Source organism: Pedobacter sp. N36a, assembly GCF_014472395.1.
Lineage (GTDB): Bacteria > Bacteroidota > Bacteroidia > Sphingobacteriales > Sphingobacteriaceae > Pedobacter.
In genome coordinates this window covers 164,185-181,181 of record NZ_JACSZW010000011.1, presented here as the reverse complement: position 1 = coordinate 181,181, position 16,997 = coordinate 164,185, and the positions used below count along the sequence as shown (strand labels likewise).

General features: G+C 42.3%; 13 protein-coding genes. 11 read left to right on the top strand and 2 right to left on the bottom strand.

The window, feature by feature from the left end; genetic code table 11:
• Positions 1–186 precede the first annotated feature (186 nt).
• The 7 genes from H9X96_RS19645 (at position 187) to H9X96_RS19615 (ending at position 10,357) form a co-directional block, all read left to right on the top strand.
• The gene (locus H9X96_RS19645; RefSeq protein WP_187667907.1) at positions 187–750 is read left to right on the top strand and encodes an RNA polymerase sigma factor; all 564 of its coding nucleotides are present in this window, start codon (positions 187–189) and stop codon (positions 748–750) included.
• Positions 751–838: 88 nt separating this feature from the next.
• A complete protein-coding gene (locus tag H9X96_RS19640) occupies positions 839–2,029 on the top strand; it encodes a FecR family protein (RefSeq protein WP_187667906.1) in 1,191 nt (396 codons plus the stop codon).
• Between the two features lie 238 nt (positions 2,030–2,267).
• Positions 2,268–5,738 carry a TonB-dependent receptor gene (locus tag H9X96_RS19635; RefSeq protein ID WP_222943936.1) on the top strand — a complete coding sequence of 1,157 codons (3,471 nt, stop codon included), beginning with the start codon at positions 2,268–2,270 and terminating at the stop codon, positions 5,736–5,738.
• A 12-nt stretch (positions 5,739–5,750) separates the two neighbouring features.
• Positions 5,751–7,613 (top strand): RagB/SusD family nutrient uptake outer membrane protein, encoded by a 1,863-nt coding sequence (locus H9X96_RS19630; RefSeq protein ID WP_187667905.1) that lies wholly within the window; start codon positions 5,751–5,753, stop codon positions 7,611–7,613.
• Between the two features lie 26 nt (positions 7,614–7,639).
• Positions 7,640–8,017: a BACON domain-containing protein gene (locus H9X96_RS19625; RefSeq protein WP_187667904.1), complete on the top strand. Its 378-nt coding sequence runs from the start codon at positions 7,640–7,642 to the stop codon at positions 8,015–8,017.
• A gap of 54 nt (positions 8,018–8,071) precedes the next feature.
• Positions 8,072–9,592 carry a sulfatase gene (locus tag H9X96_RS19620; protein ID WP_187667903.1) on the top strand — a complete coding sequence of 507 codons (1,521 nt, stop codon included), beginning with the start codon at positions 8,072–8,074 and terminating at the stop codon, positions 9,590–9,592.
• Positions 9,593–9,883: 291 nt separating this feature from the next.
• A complete protein-coding gene (locus H9X96_RS19615) occupies positions 9,884–10,357 on the top strand; it encodes an FKBP-type peptidyl-prolyl cis-trans isomerase (RefSeq protein WP_187667902.1) in 474 nt (157 codons plus the stop codon).
• Between the two features lie 142 nt (positions 10,358–10,499).
• On the opposite strand, the gene H9X96_RS19610 is transcribed toward H9X96_RS19615, so the two are convergent.
• Complete coding sequence (locus tag H9X96_RS19610; RefSeq protein ID WP_187667901.1) at positions 10,500–11,708, bottom strand: PQQ-binding-like beta-propeller repeat protein; 1,209 nt, start codon at positions 11,706–11,708, stop codon at positions 10,500–10,502.
• A gap of 160 nt (positions 11,709–11,868) precedes the next feature.
• Here H9X96_RS19610 and H9X96_RS19605 point away from each other — a divergent pair, with 160 nt between their 5' ends.
• The 4 genes from H9X96_RS19605 (at position 11,869) to H9X96_RS19590 (ending at position 16,198) form a co-directional block, all read left to right on the top strand.
• Entirely contained in the window at positions 11,869–13,767 is a 1,899-nt protein-coding gene (locus tag H9X96_RS19605) for a sensor histidine kinase KdpD (protein ID WP_187667900.1), read from the top strand.
• A gap of 154 nt (positions 13,768–13,921) precedes the next feature.
• A complete protein-coding gene (locus H9X96_RS19600; RefSeq protein ID WP_370576760.1) occupies positions 13,922–15,172 on the top strand; it encodes an MFS transporter in 1,251 nt (416 codons plus the stop codon).
• 50 nt (positions 15,173–15,222) lie between these two features.
• A complete protein-coding gene (locus tag H9X96_RS19595) occupies positions 15,223–15,696 on the top strand; it encodes a sigma-70 family RNA polymerase sigma factor (RefSeq protein WP_187667898.1) in 474 nt (157 codons plus the stop codon).
• A complete protein-coding gene (locus H9X96_RS19590) occupies positions 15,689–16,198 on the top strand; it encodes a hypothetical protein (RefSeq protein ID WP_187667897.1) in 510 nt (169 codons plus the stop codon). Before H9X96_RS19595 ends, H9X96_RS19590 begins: the two co-directional genes overlap by 8 nt.
• Before the next feature lie 79 nt (positions 16,199–16,277).
• Here H9X96_RS19590 and H9X96_RS19585 read toward each other — a convergent pair whose 3' ends face one another.
• Complete coding sequence (locus H9X96_RS19585) at positions 16,278–16,937, bottom strand: HAD family phosphatase (protein WP_187667896.1); 660 nt, start codon at positions 16,935–16,937, stop codon at positions 16,278–16,280.
• Positions 16,938–16,997 lie beyond the last annotated feature (60 nt).

The following is a 16,997-nucleotide window of genomic DNA, read 5'->3' as shown; positions in this document are numbered from 1 at the left end:
GAACCACCTAAGCTGGAACCCAATACCAGCATACAAGGGATTCTTTTTTGAATAATCCTTAAAATGCGATTATTTCAATCCATCCTAAGCCTTTTTACAAAAACATTAAACGTTTAGGACACTATTGATAAAGAATTATAAAACTGGCCTTAATTTTTATATTTTCGTTCTGGGGAACTCAGTCTAATGTTGGAATATAAAATACTCAGTGATCGGGAATTGACCAGCCTGCTCAGAACAGGCGATCAACTCGCCTATACTGAGATTTATAACCGTCACAAAAATTTGCTCCAAAATCACCTGTACAAGAAATTAGGCGATTTGGAGCTAGTGAAGGATGTTTTACAGGATCTTTTTGTGAAACTATGGGACAATAAATCAGAGATCCCGCTCAGTGATAACTTACCTGGATATTTATTCTGCGCCGCGAGAAACCGTGTTTTCAACCATTTGTCGCATAAACAGGTGGAGTCCAAATACATCAATTCCATCCAGACTTTTATCGATGAGAACAATTACATCACCGATCTGGCCGTTCGGGAGCATGAGTTTGCCCGGATTATCCGTCAGGAGATTGAAGCCTTACCAGCAAAAATGAGGGAAGTATTTGTGCTGAGCCGTGAAGGCCATCTTTCACATGAGGAAATTGCAAAGCAGCTCCACATTTCTTCACAAACAGTTTCTAAGCAAATCAGCAATGCGCTCAAAATTCTAAGAGTGAAATTGGGTGTGCTTTTCTACTTGCTGTAACTTCAGTAAAAATATTTTTATTTTCTTCTACCTGTTGGGGGGGCCTTTAGCTGTCTTGCTATTAAACGGGGAAAATTCCTGAGTACTTATGCAAAAAAAAGAGGCAACCGATTTATTAAAGAAATATCTGGCAGGAAATTGTTCAGAAGAGGAGTGTGGACTGCTGGAAACCTGGTACCTTAAATACGAGGGAAAATCATTGCCAGAGCGAAGTCAGGAAGAAAAAGATGCGCAGCTGGAAGAAATATGGACGGTGCTTTCGAAAAAACTGGATGCTGCGGTTCAAGAAACTAGCGTAGAAAGCCAGGTTACAGCACAAGAATCAATATTGGAGCACAAAACTCCTCTGCTTTGGTCAAGAATTGCGATAGCGGCAATGGTACTGATTGCTTTGAGCATCGGTTTTTACTTCTATCATATCCCAGATAAAACACTGCATGTTCCTCAGGAGCAAATCAGCGAATCTGGAATAAATGCGGTTCATCAAAAAGCGATGCTGACCTTAGCGGACGGAAAGACGATCACGCTGGATGAGGTGAAAAATGGAGAAATTGCGGAACAAGGCGGGATAACCATCACTAAAACCAAAGATGGTCAGCTGGTATATGAAGTCGCCGCAAATGAAGGGGCAGTAAAAGAAAACGCTTTTAATAAAATTGAGACGCCTAAAGGTGGACAATACCAGATCAATCTTCCTGATGGTACAAAAGTATGGCTGAATGCCGCTTCATCGTTAAGTTATCCGGCATCATTTACCGGTGATAAAAGAGCCGTTAAACTGATTGGTGAGGCTTATTTTGAAGTAGCGAAGCAAAATGGGATGCCTTTTATAGTACAGAGTAAAGGACAGGAAGTCGTAGTTCTAGGTACGCATTTCAATGTGAATGCCTATCCCGATGAAGAACAGATAAAAACTACCTTGCTGGAAGGGACTGTGAAAGTGAAACTGGTCCATTCTGCTGCATCAGCATTGCTTAAACCTGGTCAGCAATCCATTATTGACGAAAATCAGCTGGATGTGAATGCAGTTGACGTTTCGGAAGTCATCGCCTGGAAAGAGGGCTACTTTCTTTTTCAGGATGAGGACATCAGGTCAATGATGAGAAAGATTGAAAAATGGTATGATGTGGAAGTTATTTATGCAGCTAACATCAGCCCTAAAAAAATTGGTGGTCGAATTTCCCGGAACAAGTCCTTGGATTACGTCTTAAAAACACTCTCCAAAACCGATAAATTTAATTTTAAAGTAGAAGGAAGGAGGGTTACAGTGATGCCTTAAACGCTACGATCTTAAAGGCCTGTAACTAAAAAAGCCAGAAGCGTTGAAGCCGCTCCTGGCAGATTAAAGTTTTTACAGGTACCCATTACAAAAACACGAAAGTATTATAAATGACCAGGAACAAGGTCAATGGCAATGCTATGCCTCGTTCATAAAAAACCAACTAAACCAAATGTATGAATTTATAACCTTTAATTCCTACGGTTATCGCCGTATGAAATGCAAAATATTATTGACAATGAAACTGACGGTACTGTTGTTAATGACCTGTTTACTACAAGTGAGTGCTGCAGGTTTTGCTCAAAATAAAATTACACTTTCGCAGAAAAGCGCTTCTTTAAAAAAGGTGTTGAATGAGATTTCGCGTCAGAGTGGATTTGACCTTATTTTTGTCTCAGATGCCGTGAACCTGGCAAAACCCGTCGATATTCAAGTAAAAGCGGTGAGTCTGGAAGAGGCTTTGAAATTGTGTTTTAAAAACCAACCGCTAGTGGCCTATTCCATTGAAGGACAAAGTGTGATTGTGAAAGATAAAAAAACAGATCCGGTTCAGCTGATTCAGCAAATCGGACAGGCAAGGATGGAAGTAAAAGGAAAAGTGCTGGACGAAACCGGTCAGGCCGTTCCTGGAGCAACTGTAAAAGTGAAGGGAAGCGGGCAAGGAGCAGTAACAGATACCAATGGACAGTTTCTTCTGAAAAACGTAGATGAGCAAGCCACCTTAGTCGTTTCTTACCTCGGCTACATCAGTCAGGAAGTAAAGCTAAACGGCCAAAAGCAAATTACAGTGAAACTGCTGGTTGATTTGGGGCTGCTCAATGAAGTCGTGGTGGTAGGCTACGGAGTTCAAAAGAAAGTAAACCTGACTGGCGCCGTTTCTGTAGTAAAGGGTGATGAACTGGAAAACAGACCGGTGGCAAATGCCACGCAGAGTTTGCAGGGATTGGCTCCCGGATTAAATGTTTCTGTAGCTGGAAATACCAAACCCGGACAAAGTTTCAATGTCAACATCAGAGGTGCTGGAAATTTAAGCCAGAGCGATGGTGCTTTTGTACTAGTAGATGGAATGGCTATGTCTTTATCGGATGTAAATCCAAATGACATCGAGTCTATTTCCGTATTAAAAGATGCAGCAGCTTCCGCGATTTATGGCGCAAGAGCACCTTATGGGGTGATTTTGGTGACTACAAAAAAAGGAGCAGCAGATCGTACCAGCATTTCCTATTCTGCCAATGTGGGTTTAACCTCGCCGCTTTTGCTGCCGCAAATGGCCAATTCTTATGATTTTGCGAAGTTCTTCAATAGTGCAACTTTCAATGCTACTGGAAGCAAGCAATACGCTGATGAAAAGTTGGCTTTATTGCAGCAATACATTAATGATCCTACAGGAATGAACATCTTTCCTGAAGCCAATGATAACTATTATTCCAATTGGGAGAATACCGCGAATGGAGTGGCCAATACCGATTGGTTTGCCTTTCATTATAAACCTTTCGCAGTACGGCAGTCGCACAACGTGAGTGCGAGCGGAGGGAGTAAAAATACGCAGTTTTATGTTTCTGGTGCCTATTACAATGAAGGGGGCAGCATGCGTTATGCGGATATCAATTTTGATAGGTACAACCTGAATGCCAATATCAGCACGCAATTGGCGAGCTGGGTAAAACTAAAATTGAATACCAAATTCACACAGTCTACTTATAAATCTCCATTGAGCGGATTCGAAGATTTATTCTTTCATAACCTGGCCAGGATGAGGCCCAATGTCTCTCCATACGACCTGAATGGGAATTTCTCTGAGATGTCTAACGTCCCTTACCTGCAATCGGGCTCCAGCGATGTGATCAAAGAAAGAACCCTGGCGATTTTACCAGGGCTGGAATTGGAACCGGTTAAAAACTGGAAGATTATGGCAGATTTTAACCTCTTGAATAAAAACATCAATGAGGATATTTTAAAATTGCCTGGTCAAATTTATGGGATTGATGGTACGCCAAAATTTGTCAATAGATCGGAATACAATATCCCATTGCAAGGGGGCTACGAGCGTAACGTAAGGGGAACTAATTACTTTTCGCCAAACGTTTACAGCTCCTATAATTTGACCCTGAATGAAAACCATAACTTCTCGGCCATGCTGGGTTTTCAGCAGGAATTGAATGAGTATAACAGGCTGACTTCTTCTGTTCAGGATTTGATCAGCCCTGGCAGACCTGGTCTTTCCTTGGCTACAGGCAGTCAGACGACTACAGAAGAACGTACACATTGGGGCACACAGGGCTTTTTTGGCAGGTTCAACTACAATTACAAAAGTAAATACCTGGTAGAAATCAACGGCAGGTACGATGGTTCTTCCCGCTTTGCCTCGGGCAGCAGATGGGGATTTTTCCCTTCTTTCTCTTTAGGGTACAACATCGCTGAGGAGAAATTTATGGAGCCACTGAAGGAACAGATCAGTATGCTGAAACTGCGAGGATCCTATGGTTTCCTGGGTAATCAAAGTGGTGCTGGTTTGTATGCTTATGCACAGACCATGAAAATTGTTGTTCCTGGTCCATCCGGTACAGGCGGACCTTGGTATTACCAGAATGGTCGAGAAGGATATATCAAGGCACCAGATCCTTTCAATCCTGAGATCAGCTGGGAAAAGGTACAGAATGGAAATATCGGACTGGACTTTGAAGCTTTAAAGGGTCACCTTTCCGGTACGATAGATGTTTATCAGAGAAGTACAAAAGACATGTTGGGCCCATCATTGGATGTGGCGGATATGTTTGGGGGGATACCTCCAAAAAGTAACAATGCCAACCTCAGAACCAGAGGATGGGAAGTGTCCTTTAACTGGCGTGATAAGCTGGATAACGGTATCCAGTATTCTCTTGGCGTAATGCTCTCAGACAATAAATCTGTGGTGACGAAATACCAGAATCCTACCAAAAGCGATCCAGGAAATGTAAACAGCTGGTATGAAGGAAAACAAGTCGGCGAAATTTGGGGCTACCGGGCATCTGGCCTGATCCAGACCGCTGAAGAAGCCGCAGCTTTTAATAAACTGAACCACTCCTTCCTTTCTCCTGCAAATTGGGTGCCTGGTGATGTGAATTACCTGGACCTGAATGGGGACGGAAAAATTGACAACGGGACTAATGTACTGGGCGATATGGGGGATAAAACCATTATCGGCAACACTACTCCAAGGTATGCCTACTCCTTCAACGGTTCGATCCAATGGAAAGGGATTTCTGTTTCTGCCTTATTCCAGGGCATCGGAAAAAGAGATTATGCACCGGGAAGCGGAGATGTTTATTTCTGGGGAGCAGGAGCTTTAGCTCAGGTGACCGTATTTAAGCAGCACCTGGATTATTGGACGCCAGAGAATACCGGCGCATATTATCCAAATCCTTATGCGGCTCCGGCAGGTTCTATCGGCACTTTTACGAGTAAAACGCAGCAGGTTTCTGATCGATATATGCAGAATGGCGCTTATTTAAGGCTGAAAAATGCCACCGTCAGCTACTCTTTGCCAGAACAATGGATTAAAAAAGTAAAACTGAGCAAGGTGAATGTATTTGTAACGGGAGAAAACCTGTTTACGATCACCAAGCTGGCTAAAATGCTGGACCCGGAAACGATCAACGGAGGATATGCTCCCGGAAAAATTTATCCACTCACCCGTGTGTATGCAGTGGGTGTAAATATTGGTTTATAAAAAGAGAAGAAAATGAAAAAGAATTTAAATATATGCGTGTTGCTAGGCTTGCTGTGTGTCTTTTCTGCTTGTAAGAAAGGCTTTCTGGACCTTGAGCCGCTGGATACCTTAAGTACCACCAACAGTCTGGCTTCTACCAATGAGCTGAGAATGTATATGAATCAGTTTTATCAGGGTACTCAGCTGAATCAGGGTACTGATATCTATCCGGAATCTTTTCCAGTACAGCCTGGAGCTGTTGGAGGTCCTGGAATTGCGTTCAATGATGCGGGAACTGACAATATGATTTTCTCTGCGGTAAATACCAGAACCAGCGGACTGTTCTCTCTGAGTGCCGCACCTGCGATTAAGGAATATGTGGCGGTCCGAAACCTGAATTATTTCTTTGAAAACTTTAAAAATGCAAAAGGAATTGCCGCAGAAAACAATAAGTTTTTAGGGGAAGCGAGATTTTTCAGAGCCTATTACTATTTTGCCATGCTGAAAAGAATCGGTCCGGTAACTTGGGTAAATAAGGTATTGCCGGGTGAAAAAGAGGTAATGGAAATGCCTAGGGCATCTAGAACTTTAATCGTCGATTCTGTTTTGGCAGATTTAGATCAGGCAGTGGCTTTATTGCCTGCAGTAAACAACAGTGCCAGTATGCGCCTGCATAAAGATGTGGCATTGGCTTTTAAATCGAGGGTAGCCCTTTATGAAGCGACCTGGCAAAAATACCATAAGGCGAAGAACGATCCGTTTTTTACTAAAGACATCAGTCCGGATAAGATTCAAAGCTATTTTGAACAGGCGCGGGATGCTGCATCAGCAGTGATGACCGGTGGTAAATGGTCGATTTATACTACCGGTAAGCCTTTGGAAGATTATGGAAACCTGTTTATCACCACAGACCTTTCGGCAAATTCAGAAGTGCTGTTTTGGAAAAAATACAATGCCAACGACAATATAGCCCATAGTGTGAGCAAGTATACCTCTACAGGAGGAGCGGATCTGGGCCTAACTTTATCCCTGGTAGATGATTATTTAACCAGAGATGGCAGGCCATTTGTGGGTACTGAGCGTGCGGAAGCACAGAAAGTGTATGCCAAAGAACTGAGCCCTGTACTGAGAGATCCACGATTGGGTCAAACCGTAGCGCTTCCGGGTAAACCTCTAAAACCAGCTGTAGTAGTTCCGGGATATCCGCCGATTAATCAGACGGGCTTTAACAAAAGCACCACGGGTTATCCACTGTATAAGTTCCTGGAATATAACAATGCAGCTGCGGTTTCTGACGATTTTAAAAGTGTGGCCCCGGCAATTATTTTCCGTTATGCCGAAGTCCTGTTAAACTATGCAGAGGCAGTTGCCGAATTAGGCGGCGATCCTGCCTCCATCGCAAATGCACTGAATCCATTGAGAACTCGTGCTGGTATGCCCGCTGTTGATTTTAACAGAGAATACAATACCGATGCTGGTTATCCTTTCCGCAGTCTGAGCAATGTGATTCAGGCAGTAAGAAGAGAGCGGAGAGTGGAGTTCGCTGCAGAAGGAATGCGCTTAGATGACATCATGCGCTGGGCAGCAGCAGGGGAACTGCTGATTGGAAAACGCCAGTTAGGGACGCTTTTTGTAGGCAGCGACATGACGAGTCAGAATGCTGCCGGTGGATTTTACAGTGCTTCATTGTTGTATTATGATACCGCGCCAGCAGGGAAATCTGTTAATCTTTACTTGAATGGCAACACTGGTGATGCGCAGCGATACATCGATCCCTATAAAAGTGTGCTGCCAAATGGCGCAGGCTTTAATCCGCAGAGAGATTATCTGTTGCCGATTCAACAGCGAATGATTCAATTAACCGGAGGTCAATGGAGTCAAAATCCGGGCTGGTAATCACAATCTAAATTAAAAGAAAAGAAATGAAGACAATCAATCATAAATTGAAATTACTGCTTTATGTCATGCTCATTGGCCTGGCCTGCTCCTGTAAAAAGGAGCAAGGTTCGCCAAAACCAGAACCTACGCCTTTTTCTGCAGTGGTAGAAGGAGGCCTGACTACGGTTCCTGCTGCGGGTGCAAAACTGAATATTGTGATCAGCGCTGGTACCGATGGCTGGTGGATTACTAGTCCACAGCCCGATTGGCTCAGTATTACCAGAATGTATGGTTCCGGTGATTTTAAGCTGCCGGTCACGATAAAAGCAAACACAAGTGGTCAGGCGAGGACGGTTTCTATAAATGTAAACCCTACCTTTAACCTTCCCCCGGTTGTATTTAAAATTAACCAGGATAAATAAAACCTTTCAGGCGGTAGGTTAGACCGCCTGAATTTTAAACCTAAACACCCTAAAATGAAAAGAATTTCTCTATTATTTTTATTGTTCTGCGGACACTTAACTTACGCCCAGCAGCAGCCGAATATCATCATTATTGTTTCCGACGACCATGCTTTTCAATCTATTGGTGCCTATGGCAGTAAACTGATGAAAACACCATCTATTGATAGAATTGCGAAAGAAGGGGTTCGTTTTGACAAAGGATATGTGACCAATTCTATTTGCGGCCCAAGCCGGGCGGTCATTTTAACCGGTAAATACAGCCATAAAAATGGCTTTAAAGACAATGAAAATTCCAAATTTGATGGCAGTCAGGATTCTTTTGTGAAGCAATTGAGGAGTGGCGGCTACCAAACCGCATGGATTGGAAAATGGCATTTGGAAACTACGCCGCAAGGATTTGACCATTGGCAGGTACTGCCGGATCAGGGACAATATTATAATCCGGATTTCCTGATGCAGGATGGAACAAAGAAAAGATACGAAGGTTATGTAACCAATGTGGTAGAGGATGTAGCCGAAGACTGGCTGGATCAACGGGATCAGTCGAAGCCTTTCTGTCTGGTGATCGGTCATAAAGCAACACACCGCGTGTGGTTACCAGATACCGCAGACATGGGGATGTTCGATAAAGTAAAATTTCCTTTGCCGCATAATTTCTATGACGACTATAAAACGCGTGAAGCGGCAAAAATTCAGGACATGAGCATCGCTAAAACGATGGTGATGGGGTATGATTTGAAGATGTTTGGTTCAGAAGCTGAAGCAGACAGAGAAGGTTCCGTGAAAAGAATGAACCCTGCGCAAAGAGCGAAATTTAATGCTTACTATGAGCCAATTGCAGCAGATCTAAAAGCCAGGAATTTAACTGGAAAGGCATTAACGGAATGGAAATTTCAGCATTATATGCAGGATTACCTGAGTACGGCAGCCTCTTTAGACCGCAATATCGGCAGAACACTGGATTACCTGGATAAAAAAGGGCTGACTAAAAATACCATCGTCATTTATATGTCTGATCAGGGTTTTTACCTGGGTGAGCATGGTTGGTTCGACAAAAGATTCATTTATGAAGAGTCTTTCCGTACGCCAATGGTCATGCGTTATCCTGGTGTGATTAAACCGGGTTCAGTTTCTAAAGATTTTGTGATGAACCTGGACATTGCGCCAACGATGCTGGACGCCGCAGGAATTGCCATTCCTAAAGATGTACAAGGAAAATCAATGCTTCCTCAGTTAAAAGACAGTAAAACGGGCGGCAGAAAGGTGATGTTTTACCATTATTATGAAAATGGAGAACATTCGGTATCGCCACATTTTGGCATTCGAAACAGCAGATATAAGCTGATCCGTTTCTATAAACGTGTGAACAGTTGGGAGCTTTTTGACTTACAGAAAGATCCTAATGAGCTGAATAATTTATATGGTCAGAAAGGTTATGAAAAGATTACTGATCAAATGAAAAAGGAACTGGATGTGCAGATCGCAAATTATGAAGATCAGGATGCTGCAGCTATTTTAACGAAAGGTATTTAAAGCAGCTGGTCTTGATGATCCGAAAGTATATCGGACACAGGATAGCCCGGCACTGGGAATTATAGGTCAGCGTTCGAAATCATATCATCAGCCGGATTACATTTTAAGTAGTCCGGCTGATTTGTTTTTTTTAAAGGCAATAGCTCGCTGATATCCGATGCCTTTGCGTTCAGCATCAAGCATTGGAATTCTTTGTGTTAATGATTTCCTAGGCCTCCTGTTACTTTAAACTTAACAATAAAATCTGGAGGATCGACCTTTAAAAATCAATTAAATGATATATTTGCGACAATGAAAACGATAAAACACTTATTTCTACTGGTTTGCACAGCGGCATGCTTTGCAGGTTGTTCCAAAGATTTTGATCAGGATAAACAAGCTAAACAAGATGCAGAGCTGATTAAAAAGTTTATTGCTGACCAAAACATTTCCGATGTAAAAGAAGATCAATCAGGGGTTTTCTACCAAATTATTGACCGCGGTGCTGGCACTGTAATTTATTCTGCTAATACTTCGATTTCGGCGAAGTATGTAGGAAGATTGTTGAATGGTAGTGTATTTGACGATGGAAGAGGTGAAACCATTGATTTCAAACTGGGTGGTGTGATTCCAGGATGGCAGATCGGAATTCCTAAAATTCAAAAAGGCGGCGAAATCCGTTTATTGATCCCTTCTCGCCTGGCTTATGGAAATTCTTCTCCATCAGGTGCAATTCCTAAAAATTCAGTACTAGACTTTACAGTGAAGTTAATTGACGCTAAATAAGCGGATAAAATATCTATAAAAAATCCCCTGCAACAGCTGTTGCAGGGGATTTTTTATAGATCCTGTCTAAGATTTTATGCATGATGTGGTGAATACATGGCTACAGGCTTTAAAGAAAGTAAAAGAGCTGGCAGTATAGCGCTTATCTTTTTAAGGCATAGAAATAACCATTGGAGTCGCCAAAATAAACCAGATCTTTCTCTACGATTGGCGTACTGAGGATTGCTCCTAAAGAAAGGATTCGTTTTTCTACTTCTAAATAGTTCTTTCCATCCGGATCGATATCTTTTCGTACTGCGTCCTTATCATCGAATAATGCCGCATAATGCTTTTTGCTTTCCTCCGTTTGAAAACTCGCATTGATCTTTCCGGATTCGGGATCAACAAAATAGAGACGGCCATTGAAGCAGCCAAAAACCAATTCCTTCTCGATAAAGGCAGCAGCACCATATACCCTCATGTTGAGGGGCAGGGTCCATTTTATATCGCCATACGTGCTGCCCATACTATAAAAGCGATGGGTATCCGAAGTACCCACATACAGCCTGTCCTGATCTAGCAGGGGAGTAGCAATGATCCAGCTGCCACTTTCTTTCCTGTTCCACTGCCCGGTTCCGGTTTTTAAGTTTAGCGAATACATATTGAAATCCCTGCTGCCAAACAGGACATCATTTTCGTTTGCCGATGCTGCCTTTTGTATTTCTCCTTTTGGGAAATACAGGTCGCCTACAGTTTTAAATTTCCATATGAGTTGGCCGGATTTACTGTCCAGAGCATAAAATAAGCCGTCATAACTGCCTACCATTACTTTGTTGTCTTTGATCAGCGGACTCGCATGAACAATGCCTCCGGTTTTAAAAGACCAGTGCTGTTTTCCGCTGGCTGCATCAAGCGCGTAGATACTGCTATCTCCACTGCCAAAATAAATCATGTTTTCAGCCTCAACAGGAGAGGAAAGATAATAATCCCAGGCATCGTACTGCTGCTCTCCTTTAGTGGCAAAGCTCCAGATCAATTTCCCATTTTGGTGGTCCAATGCGTATACTTTTCCATCAGCACTCGAAAAGATCACCTTATTGCCATGGATCAATGGATCAGAATGTATGGCACCATTGGTTTTAAATTTCCAATGGATCTTGCCAGAAAGTTTGTTTAATGCATAAAAACTGTGGTCGCCGCTCCCGAAATAAACCAGTTCATTGTGAATAGCGGCTGTGCTGTATACTGCTGTATCGGTTTTGAACTTCCATAGCACGCTGGGTTGTGAACTGCCGTTCAGACTGAAAAAAAGAAAAGAGATCAGCATGGCTAATCGACTGAACCTGCTGAAAGTTGGAGGCATTATTTTCATAAGAGTAGCTGTCTTAAGAGCCACACTCCTTTTGGGAGTGTGAAATGATTGGGCAATTGAACCTATTTATAAATATATAAAAATAACTTAGCTGTAGAATTATTGCTTATTTTTAAGGAAATTAATACGATGCATACAAACGCCCTCTCCATAGCCAATTATGCCTGATCAATCTGCTCTCTCCAATCCTAAACAATTGTTGTTTGCTGTGCTGGTGCTGACTTTATCGTTCGGTAGCACCAAAGGTTTTTCTCAAATCGCAGAGGTTAGAAAACTGGAATCTATACTGCCGAAAGTTAAAGACAGTATCCGCTATGTAGATGTGCTCAATCGTATTGGCATGCTCTCCCATCTGCAATACCGGGATTCCTGCCTCTATTATGCGCAAAAAGCAGAAGGCATTGCGCTCAGACACAATTATGATAAAGGAGTGTCGGACGCTTTAAACTGTCAGGGCATTTATTATATCGCCATTAATAACTACCTCTCCGCCAAATATTTTAATGATGCACTTCAGATTTATCAAAAAATGGATGATCTGGAAGGCATTTGTCTGGTGAAGATGAATATGGCCACGCTGATTTCGGTAAACAAATCGGGGGGTAATGCGCTTCAGTATATTCAGGAAGCCTACGAAAAGAGCAAGTCTCTGAAAAAGGATTCTATCCGTTCCATTCTCATCAGTAAATACCTGAACATCGATACGAGCGTCAGTAAATCACGTTTCAAAGCGCTTTTTGACGAAGGATATGCCATTGCTAAAAAGTACCAGGATCACCGCATGATCATTTTTTACAATGCGACCGCTGGTGTTACACTATATGAGGAGGGGCAAAAGCAGGCTGGGCTGGACACGCTGCTGAAAGCCTTGAAACAAGCTGATCTGATGGGTTTTGAAAGCGTGAAAGTCTGGACTTATGCCGCACTCAGTGATATGATGCTGGATCAGAAAAAGGATCAGCTGGGCATCAATTACCTGACCAATGGATTGGAAGCATCTGAAGAATTCGGTTATGCGGAATTTTACACCACCTTCGCTGAGAAATTATATCGGTATTATAAATCACATGATCAGCCGGAGAAAGCCTATTACTATGTTTCACTTTTATTGGCGAAAAGAGATCAAATTGCGAAGGCTGCAGATCAATCTGGCTATAACTATCTGAATTTCGCCCTGCGGGAAAATGAAAACATCGAGCTTAAGGATAAAGCAGATTCCAGGTTTAGAATGATCGCCTTACTCGCCTGTTTGTTTGCGCTCAGTGTGGCTCTGCTATTTTTTGTATATCGCTCGCTCCGTGTAAAAAAGGAACATGCCGAAGCCCAGCGAAAACTGCACGAATTGACTTTGCGCCAGAACACAGCATTGCAGCAGACGAATCATTTTAATACCATGCTGATTTCTGTAATTGCACATGATGTCCGACAGCCATTTAGTACGGTCGTGATGCTTTCCAGCATTTTTAATGAAGAGGTTGATTTGCTGGGTGAAGCGGAAAAACTGGAAATCATGCGGGAGCTCAATGGGACCGCACAGAAAAGTCTGTCCTTTATGGATGGGCTGCTGGAATGGATTAAATCGAAGAAAAATGGTTTTGAGTACCATCCTGACAAGCTGATGCTCAAAGCACTCATTTATGAGGCAAATACGTTCTTTCAGATGGTGCAGGAGAAGAAAATGATCCGTCTGGAATTGGATGTTGAGGAAGAAGTTAGTGTATGTGCGCACAAGCAGATGCTGCTTTTTATTCTCCGTAATATGCTGAACAATGCCACTAAGTTTTCGCCGGTTGGCGGCAGGATTACTGTTGCACTGGAGCTGAAAGCTGACGAAATTATTCTGAGTATTAATGACCAGGGCGTGGGGATGAGCCAGGAAAAAATAGACCATCTTTTTACGTTAGCGGCCTGTGATGGGGAGGAGAATCAAAATCATGGTGCCGGACTCGCCCTGAGTATTTCTTATGAGATGGCCAGTATCATGAATGCGAAAATTTATGCCCGGAGTGCATTGGGAGCAGGGACTACCTTTTTTCTTGCATTGAAAAGGAATGACTAATAATCTTTGTTTGAATTGTGTAATTTTTGTTTTTGAATCATAGGGTGATTTAGCTTTTTTATTGCTTTTGATGCGTTTTTAGGCTGGTTTCTTGTTTGGTTTACGTGAATTGTATAATCGCATGTTTGATTCTCATAATTCTCTATGCTGGTAAATTGTTAATTTTGCCGCATCTATGATGACAAGTCTTTCTAAAACAAAAATAATAAAAGAAAACCATCAGCAAATCGCTACCTGCCTTGCTTTTGCTTTACTTCCTTTATCGGGCTTTGCTACCGATATTTATATACCTTCGCTGCCTACAATGGCTGGCGTTTTGAATGTTTCCAGTATCCAGGTACAGCTGACTTTAAGTATTTTCTTGATCAGTTATGGGGTTTCTCAATTGTTTATCGGGAGTGTACTCGACAGTTTTGGCAGGTATAAAGTTTGTTTGGTTTCACTGCTGATCTTTGCAGGAGCGAGTCTGGTGATTGCCCTGACCCATAATATTTACCTGATTTATGTGATGCGGGTGATCCATGGGCTTACTGTAGGGGCGATCGTAGTCGCGAAAAGAGCCTATTTTGTAGATGTATTCAAAGGTGATGAATTGAAACATTACCTCAGTTTGTTTTCTATTATCTGGTCTACCGGTCCTATTGTTGCCCCTTTTGTAGGCGGCTATCTGCAGGCTGCATTTGGCTGGGAATCTAATTTTTATTTTTTGGCAGGCTTTGCTGTAGTTTTTGCAGTTCTCGAACTGATTTACAGCGGGGAAACACTGGTTCATGTCACAGAGTTTAACTTCAGGAAGATTGTGAATATTTACCTGGAGATGATCAAAACTGCAAGTTTTACCCTGGGGATTGTGATGCTGGGATTGGCATATTGCATGGTCATGGTGTACAACATGACCGGTCCTTTTATCATTGAACATGAGCTTCATTTCTCTCCAATAATTGCCGGTTATAGTTCATTGGTGCTGGGATTTGCCTGGATGGTAGGAGGCTTTATCGGAAAAGCAACGATCAATAAGCCCTTCTTCAGTAGATTGGTCTGGAATGTGGCCTTGCAGCTGGCATTCGTTGCAGTCATGATTTTGAGCCTTAACTTCATCACGAACTTATATTCTCTGATCTTGTTTGCATTTATTATTCATGTGGGTGCAGGTTATACTTTCAACAATTATTTCACTTTCTGTCTGAGTCAATTCCCTAAGAATGCAGGAATTGCCGGCGGACTTACCGGAGGATTCACTTACGTCATTGTTTCATTTTTAAGCTATGGTATTGTGAGTATTGTACCTGCGCATGACGAAAGAAACCTAAGTTACAGTTATCTCATCCTGATACTATTGTCTATTATCATTATGTTTTTTATCTTTAAAATGAATAAGAAACAACCCGACAGTGTGGCGGCATAGGTTGATTTTATTTTTGATTTTCCTAAACTTTAGTTAATTTAGAGGTAATCATGCCCAAATCTACCTCTCAGGTGATTATAGATCACCCCTCCCACAGCATCCGCTATCTTTATGATCAGCATGCGGGAATGTTATTAGGCTATATATTTGAAGTGGTAAAAGACCGAAAATTAGCCGAAGATTATTTAGTCAAAATATTTTCTGCCCTTTCTCTTAGGGATGTGGTCTTGGATCAGGAACAGGTCAATACCTGGTGCAGCCTGCTGAAATTTGCAAAGGCAAAATTGCAGTTATTCCAAGCGGTTAATCCATACGAAACGGCTCCTGTCCATACAGGAGTGACATTTGCCTCGTCGGCCAATACTTACCTTGACCGGTTAAATGAATTGCAAAGAAGTGTTTTCTGTGGAGTTTACCATCATGGAAAAACGATTTCAGCACTTTCGACCGCACTAAATACAACCGAGGATTTAACTAGAAAGACTTTAAAAGAGGCTTTACTAATGATGAGAAGCGATGGTTAAAATAGACGAATACCTGGAAAGCGGAGCACTGGAGTCCTATGTATTAGGTGTCGCCACAGCAGCTGAAATTGAAGAATTATTAGCCCTAAAATCCCGTCATCCCCAGATTGAAGAAGCGCTGGCTATCCTGGAAGCAGATCTGGAACGTATTGCGGAACACATGGCCATCGCGCCGCCGCCAAATACATGGAATAGGATTGAAGCGAGTATGAATGAATTGGTTAAAACACCTAAGATGGAAAATCCGAAAATGGAGTACCTGATTGGCGATGAACCGGTAGGAAGAAGTCAACCAAGATCGCGTAAAAGCGAGCAGTTTATAGAGATTGAAGGGGAAAACGGTCACATGCGCATTCGTAAGGCCTGGCGATGGGTTTTTGCTGCAGTATTTGTATTGGGCAAGATATTCCTGGCCTTTGCGATTTATTATTACCTGGAAAACAAACATACACAGGAAGAAATTCAGCAGCTGAAAATGGAAATGAGAAGCATGCGAAAATAATATCAATTGATTGATAAATGAGAAATCCGGACAATTGCTTGAAGCGGTTATCCGGATTTTTTTATGAAACCAGTATGGGTTATTTGAGTAGTTCGATCACCTTGCGGTAAGACAGCTCCTGGTAATCGTTGATATATAAATCACATTTTGGTAATTCTTGAATGGTATGTGAAGTTAAAACACCTACTACCCTCATTCCTGCATTTAAAGCAGCCGAAATCCCCGAATAAGAATCTTCGAATACCAGACATTGTTCCGGTGTAACGCCTAAATTTCTTGCGGAAGTTAAGTACACTTCAGGGTCTGGTTTGTGTTTTTTTACATCTTCACTGGCCAGGATCGAGCCGAGTTTAGCGCTGATGTCTACTTTACTCAGGATCAGCTCCAGGTTCGCATAAGGAGCAGAGGTGGCCACACCCAGCTTTACACCATGGCTTTCCAGATCAGAGATGAACTCCACAATTCCGGTAATTGGCTCAATATGGTCTTTGTAAATTTTGCGGAACAAACCTTCTTTTTCTGCTTCCAGCTCCAGGAGCTCAGCCCCAGTAATCGGTCTGTTAAAAAAGTGGCTGAAGATATAACTATTGCTTTTTCCATACATGTGCTGGGCAAATTCAGCTTCGGTAGGGGCCAGGTTTCTAAGTGCAAAGAAATCACGGAAGGCAAGAGAATGATAAGGATTGGTATGGCAGATAACGCCATCCATGTCAAATATGACTGCAATTTCTTTATTCATTCCGTAAAGTTAGTGACAATAGGGAAAGATAAAAGTTTATGGAATTTATTCTGGCAGTTT

Bases quoted from the DNA above. Each gene is read 5' to 3' on its own strand.
- H9X96_RS19625 (WP_187667904.1), top strand. From the start codon at position 7,640: ATGAAGACAATCAATCATAAATTGAAATTACTGCTTTATGTCATGCTC.
- H9X96_RS19595 (WP_187667898.1), top strand. From the start codon at position 15,223: ATGCCCAAATCTACCTCTCAGGTGATTATAGATCACCCCTCCCACAGC.
- H9X96_RS19645 (WP_187667907.1), top strand. From the start codon at position 187: ATGTTGGAATATAAAATACTCAGTGATCGGGAATTGACCAGCCTGCTC.
- H9X96_RS19605 (WP_187667900.1), top strand. From the start codon at position 11,869: ATGCCTGATCAATCTGCTCTCTCCAATCCTAAACAATTGTTGTTTGCT.
- H9X96_RS19640 (WP_187667906.1), top strand. From the start codon at position 839: ATGCAAAAAAAAGAGGCAACCGATTTATTAAAGAAATATCTGGCAGGA.
- H9X96_RS19630 (WP_187667905.1), top strand. From the start codon at position 5,751: ATGAAAAAGAATTTAAATATATGCGTGTTGCTAGGCTTGCTGTGTGTC.
- H9X96_RS19635 (WP_222943936.1), top strand. From the start codon at position 2,268: ATGAAACTGACGGTACTGTTGTTAATGACCTGTTTACTACAAGTGAGT.
- H9X96_RS19590 (WP_187667897.1), top strand. From the start codon at position 15,689: ATGGTTAAAATAGACGAATACCTGGAAAGCGGAGCACTGGAGTCCTAT.
- H9X96_RS19615 (WP_187667902.1), top strand. From the start codon at position 9,884: ATGAAAACGATAAAACACTTATTTCTACTGGTTTGCACAGCGGCATGC.
- H9X96_RS19620 (WP_187667903.1), top strand. From the start codon at position 8,072: ATGAAAAGAATTTCTCTATTATTTTTATTGTTCTGCGGACACTTAACT.
- H9X96_RS19585 (WP_187667896.1), bottom strand. From the start codon at position 16,937: ATGAATAAAGAAATTGCAGTCATATTTGACATGGATGGCGTTATCTGC.
- H9X96_RS19610 (WP_187667901.1), bottom strand. From the start codon at position 11,708: ATGAAAATAATGCCTCCAACTTTCAGCAGGTTCAGTCGATTAGCCATG.